This is a genomic window from Nocardioides sp. S5-5 (assembly GCF_054954065.1).
Genome location: NZ_CP199913.1, coordinates 2,835,998 through 2,854,761 on the forward strand (window position 1 = coordinate 2,835,998; position 18,764 = coordinate 2,854,761).

Annotated in this window: 15 protein-coding genes; 5 read left to right on the forward strand and 10 right to left on the reverse strand. The window is 71.4% G+C overall.

Translation table 11 applies throughout. The annotated features are described in order from the left end of the window. Positions 1 to 63: 63 nt before the first annotated feature. From ACUP6Y_RS13420 to ACUP6Y_RS13430, 3 genes are read right to left on the reverse strand one after another with little or no spacing between them, the layout of a single operon-like run. Positions 64 to 195: a hypothetical protein gene (locus tag ACUP6Y_RS13420; RefSeq protein ID WP_462551226.1), complete on the reverse strand. Its 132-nt coding sequence runs from the start codon at positions 193 to 195 to the stop codon at positions 64 to 66. A 34-nt stretch (positions 196 to 229) separates the two neighbouring features. Next, on the reverse strand, positions 230 to 1,924 hold the full coding sequence (locus ACUP6Y_RS13425) for a hypothetical protein (RefSeq protein WP_462551228.1): 1,695 nt from the start codon (positions 1,922 to 1,924) through the stop codon (positions 230 to 232). Then, entirely contained in the window at positions 1,921 to 5,991 is a 4,071-nt protein-coding gene (locus ACUP6Y_RS13430; RefSeq protein ID WP_462551229.1) for an alpha-(1->3)-arabinofuranosyltransferase domain-containing protein, read from the reverse strand. Before ACUP6Y_RS13430 ends, ACUP6Y_RS13425 begins: the two co-directional genes overlap by 4 nt. 107 nt (positions 5,992 to 6,098) lie before the next feature. On the opposite strand from ACUP6Y_RS13430, the gene ACUP6Y_RS13435 reads away from it, so the two are divergent. Next, positions 6,099 to 7,334, forward strand: a complete 1,236-nt coding sequence (locus tag ACUP6Y_RS13435) for an oligosaccharide flippase family protein (protein WP_462551230.1) — start codon at positions 6,099 to 6,101, stop codon at positions 7,332 to 7,334. Between the two features lie 7 nt (positions 7,335 to 7,341). Here the strand turns inward: ACUP6Y_RS13435 and polA are convergent, their stop codons facing one another. Further along, positions 7,342 to 10,026 carry a DNA polymerase I gene (polA, locus tag ACUP6Y_RS13440; RefSeq protein WP_462556728.1) on the reverse strand — a complete coding sequence of 895 codons (2,685 nt, stop codon included), beginning with the start codon at positions 10,024 to 10,026 and terminating at the stop codon, positions 7,342 to 7,344. A gap of 53 nt (positions 10,027 to 10,079) precedes the next feature. Between polA and ACUP6Y_RS13445 the strand changes: the two genes are divergently transcribed. Further along, entirely contained in the window at positions 10,080 to 10,505 is a 426-nt protein-coding gene (locus tag ACUP6Y_RS13445; protein WP_462551231.1) for a hotdog fold thioesterase, read from the forward strand. Between the two features lie 12 nt (positions 10,506 to 10,517). Here the strand turns inward: ACUP6Y_RS13445 and ACUP6Y_RS13450 are convergent, their stop codons facing one another. Continuing rightward, positions 10,518 to 11,096 carry an N-acetyltransferase family protein gene (locus tag ACUP6Y_RS13450; protein ID WP_462551232.1) on the reverse strand — a complete coding sequence of 193 codons (579 nt, stop codon included), beginning with the start codon at positions 11,094 to 11,096 and terminating at the stop codon, positions 10,518 to 10,520. A 196-nt stretch (positions 11,097 to 11,292) separates the two neighbouring features. Here ACUP6Y_RS13450 and ACUP6Y_RS13455 point away from each other — a divergent pair, with 196 nt between their 5' ends. Genes ACUP6Y_RS13455 through ACUP6Y_RS13465 form a run of 3 tightly spaced genes read left to right on the forward strand, consistent with a single transcriptional unit; the run spans position 11,293 to position 13,702 of the window. Continuing rightward, positions 11,293 to 12,084: an ABC transporter substrate-binding protein gene (locus ACUP6Y_RS13455; protein WP_462551233.1), complete on the forward strand. Its 792-nt coding sequence runs from the start codon at positions 11,293 to 11,295 to the stop codon at positions 12,082 to 12,084. Between the two features lie 59 nt (positions 12,085 to 12,143). Continuing rightward, positions 12,144 to 12,950 carry an amino acid ABC transporter permease gene (locus ACUP6Y_RS13460; RefSeq protein WP_462551234.1) on the forward strand — a complete coding sequence of 269 codons (807 nt, stop codon included), beginning with the start codon at positions 12,144 to 12,146 and terminating at the stop codon, positions 12,948 to 12,950. Continuing rightward, positions 12,947 to 13,702 carry an amino acid ABC transporter ATP-binding protein gene (locus ACUP6Y_RS13465; protein WP_462551235.1) on the forward strand — a complete coding sequence of 252 codons (756 nt, stop codon included), beginning with the start codon at positions 12,947 to 12,949 and terminating at the stop codon, positions 13,700 to 13,702. The genes ACUP6Y_RS13460 and ACUP6Y_RS13465 overlap by 4 nt, the downstream gene beginning before the upstream one ends. A gap of 113 nt (positions 13,703 to 13,815) precedes the next feature. Here the strand turns inward: ACUP6Y_RS13465 and ACUP6Y_RS13470 are convergent, their stop codons facing one another. The 5 genes from ACUP6Y_RS13470 to ACUP6Y_RS13490 all read right to left on the reverse strand — a co-directional run bounded on the left by ACUP6Y_RS13470 (position 13,816) and on the right by ACUP6Y_RS13490 (position 18,660). After that, entirely contained in the window at positions 13,816 to 14,535 is a 720-nt protein-coding gene (locus ACUP6Y_RS13470; protein ID WP_462551236.1) for an ABC transporter ATP-binding protein, read from the reverse strand. After that, positions 14,525 to 15,304, reverse strand: a complete 780-nt coding sequence (locus tag ACUP6Y_RS13475) for an ABC transporter ATP-binding protein (RefSeq protein WP_462551237.1) — start codon at positions 15,302 to 15,304, stop codon at positions 14,525 to 14,527. Before ACUP6Y_RS13475 ends, ACUP6Y_RS13470 begins: the two co-directional genes overlap by 11 nt. Further along, positions 15,297 to 16,424 carry a branched-chain amino acid ABC transporter permease gene (locus ACUP6Y_RS13480; protein ID WP_462551238.1) on the reverse strand — a complete coding sequence of 376 codons (1,128 nt, stop codon included), beginning with the start codon at positions 16,422 to 16,424 and terminating at the stop codon, positions 15,297 to 15,299. Before ACUP6Y_RS13480 ends, ACUP6Y_RS13475 begins: the two co-directional genes overlap by 8 nt. After that, complete coding sequence (locus ACUP6Y_RS13485) at positions 16,421 to 17,416, reverse strand: branched-chain amino acid ABC transporter permease (protein ID WP_462551239.1); 996 nt, start codon at positions 17,414 to 17,416, stop codon at positions 16,421 to 16,423. The genes ACUP6Y_RS13480 and ACUP6Y_RS13485 overlap by 4 nt, the downstream gene beginning before the upstream one ends. Positions 17,417 to 17,511: 95 nt before the next feature. Beyond that, a complete protein-coding gene (locus ACUP6Y_RS13490) occupies positions 17,512 to 18,660 on the reverse strand; it encodes a branched-chain amino acid ABC transporter substrate-binding protein (protein WP_462551241.1) in 1,149 nt (382 codons plus the stop codon). Positions 18,661 to 18,764: the final 104 nt, after the last annotated feature.

Sequence of the window (18,764 nt, forward strand, 5' to 3'; positions counted from 1 at the left end):
TGGGGGTACGACCAACCGCGCTCCGGGCGACCTCAGGTCGCGGGAGCTGCGGCGAAGGGCGCCCTACTTGCTGGCGTAGCTGTAGAGCTTCTCGTTGCTGACAGGCTTGTGCTCGCCCTGAGCGGCGTTGACGCCGGCGACGAGCACGACCGTCGAGGCGAGCGCCCCGACGACAGCGGCGATGATCGTGTTCATGCGACGGCCCCCTCCCAAAGGCCGGCACAGAGCATCACTCCCCATGGCCTTCATGACTGTGATGCTCGTTACTCCCAGTCCGGAGTATCCATGCGACGCCGGCCAAAAGCAAAAGAATCGCGGAACCGTGGCCGATCGACACCAGAATGTGACGCAGGGGACCGATCTCGGCGCCAACAGGCGCGACCGGACCACCGGCGGAGAGGTCGACGAGCAGCAGTCCTCCGCCGTCGTACGCCACCCGTCCGATGGGGATCCCGGGCGCTCCGATCCCCCGCTCGACCAGCACCCAGCGCACTCCTCGGGCGCGCAGCGCCGCCGCCGGGTCGGAGTCCGCGAGGGCCCGCGTGATCGCGACGACCCGGGGGTCCTCGGCCGGCACGACCCGGTCGGCCAGCAGCACGCGGTCGTCGACCAGCACGGTGCCGGGCAGCAGCCGGGGCGCGGGGTCGAGCACGGCTCGCCGACGGTTCCAGGCGTAGCCCCGGTAGGAGCCCTCCCACGGCAGCACGACGGTGGTGTCGTCGGTGCCGACCAGGGCGGCGACGTCCGCCCACGCCCGCGGGTACGACGAGCGCGACAGGTCACCGAGCGCACCCCAGGCCAGGCTCGGCAGGAGCAGGAGCGGGGCCACGACGAGCAGGGCGACGGCGCTCCACAGCGCCCCGACACCGGGCCGGATGCGCGCCCGCAGCGCCGTCACCGCGTGCGCCGACCCGACCGCCAGCACCAGGCCGAGCGGTGCCAGGAAGCGGTGGGAGTCGCGCAGCAGGGCCAGGCCCGGCACCCGGGCGGCGAGGCCCTCCAGCAGGTCGGCACCCCCGGGAAGCGCCGGCACGAGCGCGAGCACGACCGCCGCCGCGCCGAGCGTGGCCCACCGGCGACGGTCCGCACCGCTGCGCGCCAGGCCCACGCACGCGGCGAGCGTCAACAGGCAGGACAGCAGCACGAGCACGGCGCTGGTGCGCTCCTCGGGCACGATCGAGGTCTTCCAGATGCCGCCGAGCGAGAGCACGCTGGCCGCCACACCGGCCGCGGACTCGGCGCGGGCCGCGAAGGCGTCGAAGACGCCCTGGGTCGACACCCGGGCGGTCGTGGCCGTGAGCGCGGGCATCGCCCAGGTGAGGTTCGCGGCGACGGCCAGGACGGCGACCCGCCACCAGGCCCGGCGCTCGCGGCCCAGACCGAGCACGGCCAGCACGCCGACGGCCAGCACACCGCTCGACGGACTGCAGAGCGCCGACAGCGCCAGGGCGATGGCCGCCGGCCCCCCGTCGCGCGGATCGGCGCGCAGCCGGAGCGCGGCCCGCGCCACCCAGGGCAGCAGCAGGTAGCCGAGCAGGATCGCCCACTGGCCGATCAGCAGCCGTTCGCAGACCCACGGGTTCCAGCAGAACAGGGTGATCGCGGCGCCGCGGGCATACCACCGCTGGTCCCCCACCAGGCGGGCGATCCCGAGACCGCCGGCGAGGAAGCCGCCGACGAGCAGCAGCCGCTGGACCACACTGCCCGGCACCAGCTGGGTGGCGACCGACACCAGCGCATCCATCGGGACGGCGCGGGGCAGCGACCCGTCCAGGCCGAGCCAGGCGCTCTTCCAGGGCTGGCGCGGGACGAAGACCATGTCGCCGACCAGCCAGTAGCCGCCGCCGACGAGCAGCGGACCCAGCACCAGCACGGTGATCCCCGCGGTCACCGCGAGGTCCGGGCCGCGCACCGCGCGGCTCACCCCGGTGTCCTGCGCGCGAACCCGGCCGCGAAGCCGAGCGCGAGCGCGGCGCCGGTAGCGAGGTCGACGGCCCGCGACGGCAGTGCCGGGCCGTCCGACAGGGTGAGCACGAAGGCGACCAGGGCGCCCAACAGCACGGTGCCGACGACGGCCTGGACCACCCGCGGCCACCGCGCGAGCAGGACGCCGAGGACTCCGCCGAGCGCCACCACGGGACCGCCGACCAGCCCGGCCACGAGGCCGCCGCCGACCGCGGAGAGGACGGTACGCCGGCGCGACCACGGCGTCGCGGGCGCCGCGAGATCGGCGGCGGCCGTCCCCGCCGGGGGGCGGTGCCGGCGCACGGCACCGCTCACCAGGATCCCGAGCGCGGCGAGCAGCACGAGGCCGAGGACGCCCAGGCCGGCGACGAGCACGACGAGGTAGCCCCGCTGCGGGGCGTAGACGAGCTCGATCTCACCGTCGGTCCCGGCCGGGAGCAGCCAGCCCTGGGCCCAGCCGTCGACCGTGATCGGCTCCAGCCGGTGCCCGTCGACCGTGGCCACCCAGCCCACGTTGACGTTGTGCGGCGAGGAGAGCACGCCGTCCTTTCCGGGACCGACGTCGAGCCGGACCCGGGTGTCGTCGGCCGACAGCAGCCGGATCGAGCGCGAGCGCGGGCGCACCCGCCCCGGCTCCGCGCCGGAGCCGACGGAGTCGAGCGTCAGCCCGACCGGCTGGAACTGCTCGGTCGAGCGCAGCGCCACCCGGTGCGTCCCAGCCGCCAGCTGCAGCGGGCCCGCGTCGTCACACGGCTCGACCGCGAGCTGCCCCGCGGCGACGACGTCGCCGAGGAAGCCGTGGACCCGGGTGTCGACGACCCGACCGTCGACGACCAGCTGAGGGCCGTACCCGCACACCGAGCCGGTCGGCCCACCACCGTCCAGCGGTACGGCGACCCGGGCGCCGCCCAGCCGCAGCTCGCCGATGCCCAGCGGCGCACCGTCGACCCGGCCCGCCGAGCGGCTGAAGGTGATCGTCAGCTCACGGGCCCGGACCGGCTCGAAGCCGCCGAACCCGCGCAGGTCGACCTCGCGGACCACCTCGCCGTCGGTCGTCCGCGCGCGGATGACCGCGTGGTCCGGGAGGACCGCGACTCCGGCGGGCGGGCTGACGGCGATCCGGCGCAGGGTCCGCTCTCGGCCGAGGTCGACGGTGAGGACCGGCGCGTCGTCGCGCGGGTCCGCGACCCATGAGGTCGCGCCGTCGCCGTCGTACGCCATCCGCGGGGAGACGGCGGGGTCCACGGCCAGCCACGACGAGCCGGACATGGTCACGCCGACGGTCGGCTGGAGCAGAGCCAGGGTGCCGGGGCGGCTGCGCGCCACGACCAGGCCGCGGACGTCGAAGCGGCCCGCCTGGTCGAGGGTGAACGTGCGGTCGATGCCGGTGGCCTCCTCGGCCGCCCGGGCGCGGTAGCGATCGCAGTCGGCGCCGAAGACGGTGAGCACACAGGCCCGGCTCTCCGGGGTCGCGGCGAACACCAGGTCGGGCGCCGCGTCGGTCGGCGCGTCCGGCACGACGAGGGTGCGGCTCGGACGCACGCCGTCGATCACGAGCTCGGCGATGCCGATGGCGGCCTGCTTGCTGGTGCCGCCGAGTGCCTCGACTCGGACCCGGTCGGCGTGGACGCCGAGACGCACCGAGCCCTCCCCGGTGAACGGGTCGGCCTCGAGCACGCGGCTGCGCCCGCCCGCGCTCACCCGCCACCGGGTCACCCGCTCGACGTCCTCGACCGTGGGCTGGCTGAGCGTGACCTCGCCGATCGTCCGCGCCCGCCCGAGATCGACCTCGAGCCACTGACCGGCCGCGTCGCGGTAGGGGCTGGGACGCCAAGAGGTCGACGGGTCGCCGTCGAGCGCCGACCACGGCGCGTTCTCCGGGTGTACCGGCCCCAGCGAGCTGGTCCAGGCCCGGGAGCTCGACGCGTCGACGCCGGCGATGCCGACGTACTTCGCCACGACCGGCTTCGCGCCCGCCGAGCCCGGGTAGTTCGGCACCACCCGGTCGCCGTGGAAGCGGTCGGTCGGCGTCATCACGTTGCTCTCCGCGTCCTGGATGCGACCGAAGGAGCGCTCCCGCAGCCGGTAGCCGTCGCCGACCACCTGCGCGCCGGGCCTCCAGTCGTCCTCGCCCTCGAGCACCATGGCCTGCGCGGGGCCGACCAGACCGGAGCCCACCGCGGCGACCGCCGCCTCGACCGAGCCCGCCACGGTCACCGCGCCGTCGACGTCGCGGACGTCGTAGCCACCGGTCCCGGTCTGGGCGCCCTCGGCCGGCTCGACGTCGAACACCTCGATCGCCGGACCGAACTCCAGCTCGCCGAAGGTGGCGACCGAGCGCAGCCCCGGCGAGCGGCCGAGCGCCACGCCGACCAGGCTCGCGGACGTCGCCTGGGAGACGTTGACGTCGAGGTCGTGGCGGACCAGGACGGTGTCGATCCCGAGCCGGTTGAGCAGGTGCCGCAGGTACGGCGAGCCCGACCCGGTCTCGAGGTAGCCCTCCAGCGCGGAGAACAGCCGGATCGTCGCCGGTGGGGTGAGCGGCACCTGGGACCGGGTGATCCACGGGCTGCGCGCGACCGCCTCCATCGGCTCCTCCATGGTCCAGCCCCACTGCTGGATGCCGAAGCCCGAGCCCGGGATCACCCAGGTCGCGCCGCCGCTCCGCCCGGCTTCGCTCGACCGCTTCTCCAGGTAGGCGGCCGCCTCGGTCCAGTACGACGGGATGGCCTTCCACCCGGGTGTGCGGGTGTCGGCCGTGATGATCGGCTGCGCCATGGCGATCAGACCGCCGGCGAGGGCGACGACGAGGCCGCCCGCCGCCCAGCGGCGCACCGCGACCCGGCCGCGACCGGCCCCTGGCCGACGCAGCAGCTGACGGACCAGGTCGTCGACCAGCACGCCGAGTCCCAGCGCGATCGGCACCCGCAGCACCGGGTCGACCTTCGGGACGTTGCGCAGCGGTGCGAGCGGGCCGTCGAGCAGGTCGCGCAGCGCCTGGCTGAGCGGACCGTCGAGGGCGCCGGTGTGGGCGATCACCTGGCAGACCAGGCCGAAGCCGGCGGCGACGAGCAGCGGGGTGCGCCAGGCGCTGCGCATCCGCAGCAGCCCGATGAATCCGGCGACGGCGACGACCCCGGAGCCGAGCACGAGCCACGGCGCGTAGGCCAGGTCGTAGCCGGCCGGCCACCAGCGCTCACCGCCGACCGAGATGTAGCCCACCCAGTTGCTCGCGCCGCGCAGCACCGCGGCGAAGCCCGAGGTCGAGGTCGTCGCACGGGCGTCCTCGACGAAGTCGTAGAACGGCGGGCTGTAGGCGCCCAGCCGCAGGAGCGAGAGGACCCACCAAGCGCTCACCGCTCCGACGAGCGCGAACCAGCCGACGCCGAACCGCCAGCTCAGCCGCCTGCTGAGCAGTGCCCACCCGACGACGATGGCCAGCAAGGCGGCCGGAGCAGCGGTCGCCGTGCCGTTGACGCCGCCGGAGCAGGCGAACGCCGCCGCCGACAGGACCGCTGCGTTCCGCGGCCGGAGCCGGCCCTGAGTCGCCAGGACCACGGGCAGCAGGGCCCACGGCAGCACCGCGCCCGGCAGGATCTCCGCGCTGCGCGTGCCGATCTCCGTGACATGCCTCGGCGTCAGGCCGTAGGCCAGGCCCGCGACGGCGGCAGCCGTCGGCGACGTGTCGAGGACCCGGGCCAGGCGTCGGGCGCCCTCACAGGCCACGATCAGCACCAGCACCGACCACCCGCGCTGCGCGACCCAGCCCGGGATCCCGGCCAGCTCGACGAGCCAGAAGAAGGACCCGTGGGGGAAGAGGTAGCCGTAGGCCTGGTTCTGCATCTCCCCGAGCGAGACCTCGGGGTTCCACAGGTGGAGGGTGCCGGCGAGATGCGGGCCGGGCACCTCGGTGAGCTCGAAGCGCGTGTCGCTGGTCGCCTGCCCCCACTTCTCGGTGAACACGAAGAGCGCGAGAGCGGCGTACACGGTCCACAGCAGGACCCGACCGCGTCGCTCGTCTCCCATCCTCACCCCTCCCCGGGCGCCACGCCTCCGGCGCGTGGCCGGGGTCACTGTATGCCGAGGGGACCGCGGCTTCCCGGATCGGCCGGGCCACCCCCTAACCTGCTCTGGTGACGACGATCTCCCACCCTGCGGGCTCACGCCTCGCCCGGCTGCTGCGCAGCAGCGCCGGCATCGCCATCGCGATGGCCGTGATGAACGTCGGCACCTACGGCTTCCAGCTGGTCTCCGCCCGACTGCTCGGCCCGGGCCAGTACGGCGCCCTCGCCGGCGTGATGGCGCTGATGCTGGTGCTCTCCGTGCTCCAGCTCGGCCTGCAGGCCACCTCCGCGCGCCGGATCGCCGCCGATCCCGAGCACGTCGCCGCCGTCGAGGCGGCCGTGCTGCGCACCGGCTGGCGCACGGCGCTGGTCCTCGGCGCCGTGACCGTGCTGGCCGCGCCGCTGGTGACCGAGCTGCTGCGCCTCGACGGGCTGCTGCCCGCCGTGCTGCTCGGCCTGGCGGTCGTTCCGGCGACGGTGATGGGCGCCCAGGCGGGGGTCCTGCAGGGCGAGCGCCGCTGGCTGCCGCTGAGCCTGGTGTACCTCTCCGTCGGCGTCCCGCGGGTGCTCCTCGGGATCGCCTTCCTGCTGGTGTGGCGCTCCGAGAGCAGCGCGATGCTCGCCATCTTGGTCTCGACCTGGGTGCCGGTCCTGGTCGGTGCCTGGGCGCTCGGCCGCCACCCGCGACGCGAGAGCAGCGTCACCGAGGCGGAGATCCGCCGCGACGTGCTGCGCGAGACGCTCGGCAGCTCGGTCGCTCTGCTGGCGTTCTTCGCCATGGCGAACCTCGACATCGTGGTCGCGCGCAGCATCCTGGACGAGCACGACGCCGGCCTCTACGCCGGCGGCCTGATCGTGACCAAGGCGGTGCTGTTCCTTCCCCAGTTCGCCGTGGTGGTGCTGTTCCCGTCGATGTCGACCGACGGCGAGAGCCGCGCCGCGGTCGTCAAGGGGCTGGTCTTCCTGGGCACGCTCGGCGCGGCCGGGGTCGCGGCGACGTACCTGCTGTCCGGGATCGCGCTGGTCTTCGTCGGCGGCGCCGAGTACGCCGGCGTCCAGGACCGGCTGTGGCTCTTCGCCACCCTGGGCGCGCTGCTCTCGCTGCTCCAGCTCCTGGTGTACGCCGGCCTGGCCAGCCGCGGGGTCTCGACGAAGTACCTCGTCGGCCTCGGCGCGCTGGCGCTCGTCGGCCTCGGCGCGACCGCCTCCAGCGTGACCGGACTGGCCGTCACCGTCGGCTGCGTCGACCTCACCGTGCTGGTCGTCCTGGTCGCCCTGCAGGTGGTCCGGCACCGCCGCGACTGAGCGAGGTTCAGTGCGCGGCCTCGTGCCAGGACCGGCCAGTGCCGACGGAGACGTCGAGCGGGACGGTGAGGTCGGCGGCGCCGGCCATCTGCTCGCGCACCAGTGCCTCGAGCGACTCCCGCTCGCCGTCGGCGACCTCGAAGACGAGCTCGTCGTGGACCTGCAGCAGCATCCGTGAGGCCAGGCCGGCCGCCTTCAGGGCGGCGTCGGTGCGCAGCATCGCGACCTTGATCAGGTCGGCCGCCGAGCCCTGGATGGGGGCGTTGAGCGCCATCCGCTCGGCGCCCTCACGGCGCATCCGGTTGTCGCTGGTGAGGTCGGGCAGGTAGCGGCGCCGGCCCATGATGGTCTCGGTGAAGCCGGTGCGGCGGGCCTCCTCGACGACGCCGGCGAGGTAGTCGCGGATGCCGCCGAAGGTCTCGAAGTAGTCGTCCATCAACGCGCTGGCCTCACGCGGCTCGATGCCGAGCTGCTGGGACAGGCCGAAGGCGGACAGGCCGTAGGCGAGGCCGTAGTTCATCGCCTTGATCTTGGCCCGCATCTGCGGGGTGACGGCGTCGGAGGCGACGTCGAAGACCCGCGAGGCGGTCTCGGCGTGGAAGTCGCGCCCGGAGCGGAACGCCTCGATGAGCAGCTCGTCCTCGGAGAGATGGGCCATGATCCGCATCTCGATCTGGCTGTAGTCGGCGGTCATCAGCGCGGCGTACCCGCTGCCGACGACGAAGCTCTCGCGGATCCGGCGCCCCTCCTCGGTGCGGACCGGGATGTTCTGCAGGTTCGGCTCGGTGCTGGAGAGCCGGCCGGTGGCGGCGATGGTCTGGTGGAAGGTGGTGTGGATCCGGCCGTCGGGCTGGACGGTCTTGAGCAGACCCTCGATGGTCTGCCGCAGCCGGATCACCTCGCGGTGGCGCAGCAGGTGCAGCAGGAATGGGTGCTCGGTCTGGGCGAACAGCCACTGGAGCGCGTCGGCGTCGGTGGTGTAGCCGGTCTTGGTGCGCTTGGTCTTCGGCATGTCGAGCTCGTCGAAGAGCACGACCTGCAGCTGCTTGGGCGAGCCGAGGTTGATCTCCTGGCCGATCACGTCGTAGGCCTTCTGTGCCTCGCCGCGCACCTCTTCGCCGAAGTGCGCCTCCAGGCCCTCGAGGTGGTCGACGTCGATGGCGATGCCGGTCTGCTCCATGCCCGCCAGCACACCGACGAGAGGCATCTCGACGTCGGTGAGCAGGCCGCGGCCGCCGGCCTTCTCGACCTGGTCAGCCAGCTCGGCGGACAGGTCGAGGGCGGCCCGCGCCTGCACCATCGACGCCTTCGCGAGGTTGGCGTCCTCGTCGAACAGCATCCCCTGGTCGTCGTCCTCGGCGAGCGCCAGCTCGCGGTGGAGATAGCGCAGGGACAGGTCGGCGAGGTCGTAGGAGCGCTGGTCGGGCGCGACGAGGTACGCCGCCAGCGCGGTGTCCTCCACCACGCCCGCCAGCGGCCAGCCCTGGGCGGCCAGCGCGTGCAGCGGGCCCTTGGCGTCGTGGAGCACCTTGGGCCGAGCGGGATCGGCCAGCCAGGCCGCGACCGCGGCGTCGTCGGCGGGGGTCAGCGCCGCCACGTCGACATAGGCCGCCCGGCCGTCGGCCAGCGCCAGGGCGAGGCCGTCGACGCGGCCGGTGCCGCTGCCCCAGGCGCCGCGGACCGACAGGCCGACCGTCGCGTCGCCGATCTCGGCGAGCCAGGCGGTCACGGCGTCGGGCGCGAGGGTCGCGCCGTCGAGCTCGACGCCGGTCTCGACCTGGACGTCCTCGCCCGGCGCGACCACGTCGAGGATCCGGGTGCGCAGCTCGCCGCGGAACTCCAGCTCGTCGAGCAGCTCGAGCGCCGCGGCACGGTCCCACTCCCGCAGCACCAGGTCGTCCATCACGACGCCGAGGTCGAGGTCGCGCACCAGGGCGTTGAGGCGGCGGTTGCGGATCACGTCGCCGAGGTGCTCGCGGAACGCCTCGCCCTTCTTGCCGGTGATCTTGTCGGCCTGGGCGATGACGTTGTCGAGGCCGTCGTAGGTGTTGATCCACTTCGCCGCGAAGCCGGCACCGACACCGGGGACGCCGGGCAGGTTGTCGGACTGCTCCCCCACGATGGCGGCCAGCTCGGGGTAGCGGTGCGGCGGGACGCCGTACTTGTCCTCGACGAAGGCGGGCGTCATCCTCGACAGGTCGGAGACGCCCCGCATCGGGTAGAGCACCGTGGAGCGGTCGGTGACCAGCTGGATGGAGTCGCGGTCGCCGGTGAGGATCAGCACCTCCAGACCAGCGGTCTCGTCGGCCAGGGCCTGGGTCACCAGGGTCGCGATGATGTCGTCGGCCTCGTAGCCGGGAACCTTGAGGAACGGGATCGAGAACGACGTCAGCATCCGCTCGATCAGCGGCAGCTGACTGCTGAACTCGCCCGGGGTCTTGTTGCGCTTGGCCTTGTAGTCGGCGTACTCCTCGGTGCGGAAGGTCTGCCGCGAGACGTCGAAGGCCACCGCGACGTGGGTGGGCTGCTCGTCGCGCAGCACGTTGACCAGCATCGAGGTGAACCCGTAGACGGCGTTGGTGTTCTGGCCGGTCGCCGTCGAGAAGTTCTCGACCGGCAGGGCGAAGAAGGCGCGGTAGGCCAGTGAGTGGCCGTCGAGGAGAAGGAGTCGCGGGCGGGTCGTCTCCGTCATGAGCTGGGGCACCCGGCGACTCTACCGAGCCCCGCCGACTATCGTTTCGGGCCATGACGACCATCGACGAGATCGCCGACTTCATGCGCACCCACCTGGGTGCGCTCAACGAGCGGATGGGCATCGAGCTCGTGGAGATCACCGCGGACCGCGTGGTCGCGACGATGCCGGTCGAGGGCAACACCCAGCCCTACGGCCTGCTCCACGGCGGCGCCTCGGTGGTGCTCGCGGAGACCCTCGGCTCGGTGGCGGCCGCGATCCATGCCGGACCGGACCGGTTCGCCGTCGGCACCGACATCAACGCCACCCACCACCGCTCGGCGACCTCGGGCGTGGTCACCGGCGTCGCGACGCCGCTGCACCGCGGCCGGACCATGGCCAGCTTCGAGATCGTCGTCAGCGACGACGCCGGCCGACGGGTCTGCACCTCGCGGATCACCTGCGCGCTGCTGGAGCGCGACCCGAGCCCCACGGCCTGATCGCGCTCCCGCTTACTCCGGCAGGGCGAGTCGCTCCGCGCGGGCCCGGCGCAGCGAGCGGCGGGCCGCCAGCACCCGGCTGCGGCTGCCCTCGGCCCCGCCCTGCTGGCGCTGCGGCGAGACCCGGCTGCGCAGCAGCGTGGTCGGCGCGATCCGGTACATCACGACCGGCGCCAGGCCGAGGCGGGCCATGAACCGGTTGGACTCGCGCGAGGAGTGCGGCACGGCGGTGACGACGTGCAGGATGCCGTTGTCCTCCGCGAACGCGGTGGCGGCCTCCATCAGCGCGTGCCCGACGCCGTGGCGGCGGCACGCGTCGAAGACCCGCGGGTGGATCGACTGGACGCAGGGCTCGAGGTTGAGCGGTGAGAGCGTCGTGATCCGCAGGTAGACCGCGCCGGCCAGCTGGCCGGCGTACTCCACGACGACGAGACGCTGCTCCGGCGACGCGGCCGCGGCCTTGACGATCAGCTCGATGTCGGCGACCTGCTCGGCCGGGTCGGCGCGGCGCACGGCGTCGCTCCACAGGTCGGCCAGCGCAGGGGCGTCCTCGCGCGTGGCCATGCGCGTCGTGAGCGAGTAGCGACTCATCCGGACCTGCCCTTCTCGACCCCCGACGCGGACCCGCCCCGTGCGGGGCGGTCAGGCGGAACCTTACGCTCACCGGGCCGCACCGCACAGGGGGATGCCCACTCCTCGTTTTCAACAAGACTTCAATCTCGGATCCGAGAAATGTGCTCTGCGCCACGCCTTCTGGACCCGTTCGTCGCGGCCTAGAGTGCCGACCATGCAGAAGTCGCGCATCACCGCCCTGGCCCTGACCGCCCTTGCCACCTTCGCGCTCGCCGCGTGCGGCTCGGAGGACAGCGCCACGTCCGCCACCGGCGCCGACCTGGTCAAGAAGGACACGCTCACCGTCTGCTCCGACGTGCCGTACCCGCCGTTCGAGGACTTCGACAAGTCCAGCGACACCGGCTTCAAGGGCTTCGACGTCGACATCGTCTCCGAGGTCGCCCAGCGGCTCGACCTCGACCTGGCCATCAAGGACTCCTCCTTCGACGCCCTCCAGAGCGGTCAGGCCCTCAACGCGAAGCAGTGCGACCTGGCCGCCTCGGCGATGACGATCACCGACGACCGCAAGAAGAACCTCGACTTCTCCGACGGCTACTACGACTCCAAGCAGTCGCTGCTCGTCCCCACCGACAGCAAGATCGCCTCGATCGCCGACCTCGAGGGCGTCAAGGTCGGTGTCCAGCAGGGCACCACCGGCAAGACCTACACCGAGGAGAACGCCAAGGGCGCCGAGGTCGTGACCTTCCCGAGCGACGCCGAGATGTTCCAGGCGATCAAGGCCGGCCAGGTGAAGGCCCTCCTGCAGGACCTCCCGGTCAACCTCGACCACACCACCGACGGCGCGTTCAAGGTCGTCGAGACCTACGACACCGACGAGCAGTACGGCTTCGCCATCAAGAAGGGCAACAGCCAGCTGGTGAAGGACGTCAACGGCGCCCTCGAGGAGATGCACTCCGACGGCACCTACGACGAGATCTACGACAAGTACTTCTCGACCGACGACTGAGCCGGGACCGAGCCGCAGGACAGGGCTGATCCGACCCCTCGCGGAGAGGAACAACTGGGGTGACCCGCAGACAACGCGCGCTCCTGGTCCAGGTGTCGCTGTACGTCGTCCTCGTGGCGGCGGCGATCGCACTGGCGCTGGTGGCCGACTGGTCCACGATCAGGCAGAACTTCTGGAACCCGGACGGCGTCAGCTGGGCTGACGGCAACTGGGGCGACCTGATCGCCATCGGCCTGGTCAACACGGTCAAGTACACCGCCATCGCCTTCGCCGGCGGCCTGACGCTCGGGCTCGTGCTGGCGCTGATGCGCCTCTCGCCGGTCGCGCCGTACCGCTGGCTGGCGACGGCCTACATCGAGTTCTTCCGGGGGCTCCCGGCACTGGTGGTCATGATCTTCATGTCGACCGGCCTGCCGATCGCCTTCGGCTGGACGCCGCCGGGCGGCACCATCGGCGCCGGCCTGATCGGCCTGATCATGGTGGCCGGCGCGTACATGGCCGAGACGCTGCGCGCCGGCATCCAGGCCGTGCCGAAGGGCCAGACCGAGGCCGCCCGGTCCCTGGGCATGCGCCCGGGGGCGACGACCGTCAAGGTCGTGCTCCCCCAGGCGTTCCGCATCGTCATCCCGCCGCTCACCAACGAGTTCGTGCTGCTGATCAAGGACACGGCGCTGCTGTTCCTGCTCGGTGCCGCGGCCGACCAGCGCGAGCTGACCTCGGTGGCCCGGGACTTCCTGTCCAGCGGCCCGTCGTCCGGCACGGCGACCAGCCTGATCCAGGCCGCCCTGCTCTACCTGATCATCACGCTGCCGCTCACCCAGCTCGTGGCCTGGCTGGAGCGTCGCCAGAGGAAGGCCGTCCGATGACCGCGTCCGCCCAGCCCGCCGCCGTGCCCGCGATCGAGGTCCGCGGCCTGCACAAGCACTACGGCCGCCACGAGGTCCTCAAGGGCATCGACTTCCACGTCGACGCCGGCCAGGTGGTCTGCGTGATCGGCCCCTCGGGCTCCGGGAAGTCGACGCTGCTGCGCTGCGTCAACCGGCTCGAGGAGCCGTCGGCCGGCGAGATCCTGATCGAGGGCCTCGACATCTGCGACCGCAGGATCGACCTCGACGAGGTCCGCTCGCGCATCGGCATGGTGTTCCAGCAGTTCAACCTGTTCCCGCACCTGTCGGTCCTCAAGAACCTGACCCTCGCCCAGCGCAACGTGCGCGGACGCGGACGGGACGAGGCCGTCCAGACCGCCCGGCAGAACCTCGCGAAGGTCGGCCTGTCGGACAAGGAGTCGGCCTACCCGGCACACCTGTCCGGCGGCCAGCAGCAGCGCGTCGCGATCGCCCGGGCACTGTCGATGAACCCGGACATGATGCTCTTCGACGAGCCCACCAGCGCCCTCGACCCGGAGCTGGTCGGCGACGTCCTCGGCGTCATGAAGGAGCTCGCCCAGGAGGGGATGACGATGATGGTCGTCACCCACGAGATGGGCTTCGCCCGCGAGGTCGGCGACAAGCTGGTCTTCATGGACGGCGGGGTCGTCGTCGAGGAGGGCCTGCCGGTCGACGTACTGGCCCACCCGCAGCACGAGCGGACCCAGTCCTTCCTCTCCAAGGTCTTGTAGAGGTCGTTCGTCGAGTAGCCCGCGAGGGACGAGCGGCGTGTCGAGACGCCGGGAGCGTCTCGACACGCCGCTCGCCAGCCAGCCCTCGCGGCTACTCGACGAACGATGCCGGCCTACACGTCGCCGCCGAGGTAGGCGGCCTTGACCGCCGGGTCGACGGCGAGGTCCGCACCCTTGCCCGACCGGACGATCTCGCCGGTCTCGAGGATGTGGGCGTCGTGCGAGCGCTTCAGTGCCTGGGCGGCGTTCTGCTCCACGAGCAGCACCGTGGTGCCCTGCTGGTTGATCTCCGTGACGATCGTGAAGATCTGCTGGATCAGCTTGGGCGCCAGGCCCATCGACGGCTCGTCGAGCAGCAACAGCCGGGGCCGGGACATCAGCGCCCGGCCGATGGCCAGCATCTGCTGCTCGCCGCCGGACATCGTGCCCGACACCTGGTCGATGCGCTCCTGGAGGCGCGGGAACAGGGTGAGCACCCGCTCCATGTCCTCCCGGTAGGCCGCGGACTTGCGGTCGTTGCGGGTGAACGCTCCCATCTCCAGGTTCTCCCGGACGGTCATGCCCACGAAGCAGCGCCGGCCCTCCGGGGACTGGCCGATGCCGAGCTTGACCCGGTCGTACGGCTCGACCGAGGTGATGTCCTTGCCGTCGAACCGGATCGCCCCGGCCCGGACCTTGCGCAGCCCGGAGATGGTCTTCAGCGTCGTCGTCTTGCCGGCACCGTTGGCGCCGATCAGGGTCGTGACGGTCCCCTCGGGGACGCTGAAGCTGATGTCACGGATCGCCTCGATGTGTCCGTAGTTGACACAGAGGCCCTCGACCTCAAGAAGCATCTTCTTCGTCCACTCCCAGGTAGGCGGCGATGACCGCCGGGTTGTCACGGATGTCGGCAGGGCTGCCCTCGGCGATCTTGCGCCCGAACTCCAGCACGACGATCCGGTCGGTCACGCCCATGACGAGCTTCATGTCGTGCTCGATGAGCAGCACGGTGAAGCCCTGGTCGCGGACCCGGCGGATGAGGTTCATCAGCTCGACCTTCTCGGCCGGGTTGAAGCCCGCGGCCGGCTCGTCGAGGCAGATGAGCTTCGGGTTGGTCGCCATCGCCCGCGCGATCTCCAGGCGCCGCTGGTCGCCGTACGACAGGTTGGCGGCCAGCTCGTCGGCCTTGCGATGGATGCCCATGAAGCGCAGCAGCTCCATCGCCCGCGCGTGGCCGTCCTCCTCCTCGCGCCGGTGCTTCGGCAGTCGGAACAGGGCCGAGAGCATGCCCGTGCTGTGCTGCGCGTCCGCGCCCACGAGCACGTTCTCCAGCGCCGTCATGGTCGGGAACAGTCGGATGTTCTGGAAGGTGCGCGCGATCCCGGCCTGCGTGATCTTGTGCTTCTTCAGCCCGACGATCGAACGTCCCTGGAAGCTGATCCCCCCGCTGGTGGGCCGGTAGACGCCGGTGACCGCGTTGAAGCAGGTCGTCTTCCCGGCGCCGTTGGGCCCGATCAGGCCGAGGATCTCGCCCTCCTCGATGTGGAACGACACGTCGTCGAGAGCCGTGAGGCCGCCGAACTTCAAGGTGACGTTCTGGACCTCGAGAATCGCCTCAGGCATGTGCGTTCTCCTCTCCCCCGGCGCCTTCCTCGATCTCCTCGAGCTCCTGTTCCAGGTGTTTGGCCCGCACCGTGCGTCTGGGCGGCAGCAGGCCCTCCGGGCGCAGGGTCGCGAGCAGTACCAGGGCGAACCCGAACAGCAGCACCCGGAAGTCCTCGACGAACCGGAACCGCTCGGGCAGGTAGGCCACCAGGAAGGCGCCCAGCAGGACACCCCACCGGTTGCCCTGGCCGCCGACGACGACCGCCGCGAGGTAGAGGATCGAGTAGAGCAGCAGGAACGACTGTGGGTTGATGAAGCTCTGCCGGCTGGCGTAGAGGCCACCGGCCAGGCCGCCGACGAACGCGCCGGTCGCGAAGGCGAGCAGCTTGAACTTGAAGGTCGGGACTCCCATCAGCTCGGCGGCGTCCTCGTCCTCACGGGTCGCCTCCCAGGCCCGGCCCACCCTGCTGTTCTTGATCAGGATGTCCGCGAACAGGATCACGATCACCGCCGTCAGGCCAACCCAGTAGTAGGGGACGGCGTCGGCGTACCCGAAGATCAGGAACTTCGTCGGGTGCTCGGTGTCGAGCAGGACCGTGCCGTCGCCCCAGAACAGGTGGGGTACGCCGAACAGCCCGGTGCTCTCGTCACCGATGTTCGGCGGCCGGCCGATGTTGTTGATGCCCTTCGAGGCGCCCAACCAGTCGGTGTTGACCGCGACCAGCCGAATGATCTCGCCGAAACCGAGCGTCACGATCGCGAGGTAGTCGCCTCGCACCCGCAGCGTCGGCGCGCCCAGGATGACGCCGGAGATCATCGCCGCCGCCACGGCGACCGGGATCGCCAGCAGCAGCGGCCAGCTCGCGTGGAACGAGGTCAAGATCGCGACGGTGTAGGCGCCGATGGCGTAGAAGCCGACGTAGCCGAGGTCCAGCAGGCCGGCGTACCCGACGACGATGTTGAGGCCGAGGGCCACCAGGCAGTAGATGCTGACCGTGAACAGCACACCGGCGAAGTCGGTGCCGGAGGGCGAGAGCAGCGGCGGCTCGAGCAGTGGCAGCGCATAGGCGAGGAGCGCCAGCAGGACCCAGATCAGGATCTTGACCGGCTTGGGAAGGGCGTTCAGCTTCGTCTTCATGCCCGTGCCTTTCCGAGGGACTCACCCAGCAGGCCGGTGGGCCGCACGAGCAGGATCAAGACGAGGAGCACGAACGCGATGACGTCGCGCCACTCGCTGCCGAGGATCGCCTGGCCCCAGTTCTCGGCGACGCCGAGGACCAGGCCGCCGAGCAACGCGCCGCGCAGGTTGCCGATGCCGCCGAGGACGGCCGCGGTGAAGGCCTTGACGCCGAGCAGGAAGCCGACGTCGAACTTCGTCGTCTCGATCTTCAGCATGTAGAGGAAGGCCGCGACGCCGGCCATCAGACCACCGATGAGGAAGGTCATCTGGATCGTCCGCGTCGGGTTCACGCCCATCAACGCGGCGGTCTCGGGGTCCTGGGCGGTGGCCCGGATGCCCTTGCCGAGCCGCGATCGGCGGACGAACTGGTCGAGCAGGATCATCATGGCGAGCGCCGCGACCACGACCAGGACGTCGATCGAGGAGATCCGCACTCCGGCGACGTCCCAGCGCGGCGCGTCGATGACGCCGGCCATGGAGTTGTTGATCTTGGCCTTGCCGACGTACTCGCGCAGGTTGTCGTCGAGGCCGAACCAGCCCGCGATCTTGTCGCGCAGGCCCATCAGCTCGGCAAGGAAGAACGAGCAGCCGATCGCCGAGATCAGTGCGATCAGGCGCGGCGCGTCGCGCTTGATGAGCGGGCGGTAGGCGATCCGCTCCAGGGCGACGGCGACCAGCGCCGACATCGCCATCGCCGCGAACAGCGCGGCGATCAGGATCGCGATCAGCTGGAGTCCGTTGGCATCACGGCCGCCGAGCGCCATGACCACCCACAGCATCGCGAAGGTGCCGTACATGAACACCTCGGAGTGGGCGAAGTTGATCAGCTGCAGGACGCCGTAGACCATCGTGTAGCCGAGCGCGATCAGCGCGTAGATGGCTCCGAACGCGAGCCCGGTGATGGTGAGCTCGGGCAGGTTGTTGAAGAAGAATTCGAAGTTCAGGTTCACCCAGGCCTCCTGGCCTCAAGGTCCGGACACTGACGCGGCCGGGGAGATGTGGTCCCCGGCCGCGCCGTCGTCGTGTGGTCAGATCCGACCGACGGTCACTTGATCTCGCCCTCGGGGACGATCGCCCCGTCCTTGACGGTGTAGGCGTAGACGTGGACGTCGGACGGCTCGCCCTTGTCGTCGAACTTCAGCTGCTTGGTGATGCCCTTCTCGTCGTAGTCGTTGACGAAAGTGAGCATGTCCTCGCGGTTGTCGATGCCGTCCTTGATGCCGGCGAGGAAGATGCTCGCGGCGTCGTAGGACTCGGCGGCGTAGGTGCCAGGCGCCTCACCGAACTCCGCCTGGTAGTCCTTGGCGAAGGCGGCGACGGCCGGGTCGGTGTCCGGGATGCAGGGGCAGGTGATGATGGTGCCCTCGGCGGCCTTGCCGGCGTCGAGGTAGGCCGGGTCCTTCACACCGTCCGCGACGACGAACTTGCCCTCGTAGCCGCCGTTGCGCAGCTGGCCGATGAGGATCGTCGCCTCGGCGTAGTAGCCACCGAAGAAGACCGCGTCCGGCTTGGCGGCGGTCACCTTGGTGACGGTCGCCGAGAAGTCGGTCTGCTTCTGCTGGATGGTGTCGGTGCCCTTGACCGCGTCGCCCAGGTCGTCCTTGACGATGCCGGCCAGGCCGGCGCCGTACTCGGAGGCGTCGTCGATGACGAACACCGACGAGGCCTTCAGGGTGTCCTTGATGTAGCGCGCGGCGGCCGGGCCCTGGGTGGCGTCGTTGCCGAGCGCGCGGTGGAAGGTCTCCCAGCCGTTCTCGGAGAGCGCCGGGTTGGTGGCGGACGGGCTGATCGTCGGGACGCCGACCTCGGCGAAGATCGGGCCGGCGGCGGCCGACTCACCGGAGAACGACGGGCCCACGACGCCGATGATGGAGTCGTCGCCGGCGACCTCGGTCGCCAGGGCGGGGGCCGCGTCGGGGCTGCCCTGCGAGTCGTACTTGACGTACTCGACCTTGCAGTCCGCGTCGTCGTTGTACTGGTCGATGGCCAGCTGGGCACCCTGGATGATCGGCTTGCCAAGACCCGCTGCGTCACCGGTCTCCGGTCCGAAGAAGGCGAGCTTCAGGTCACACGCCGCATCGCCGCCACCGCCGCCACCGCCGCTGCCCTTGTCCTCCGTCGTGCCACATGCCGTCAGGCTCAGACCGAGCGCCAGCGTCGCAACGCCGGCCGCGAATACCTTGTTAGGCCTCAAGACAGTCCCGCTTCCTTGTTCGAGCCGGCAGGCAGCGGTCGCCACCCACCGGGATGTCCTGCCGCGGGAACCTACACCGGCACAGGGTCGGGTGGAAGCAACTC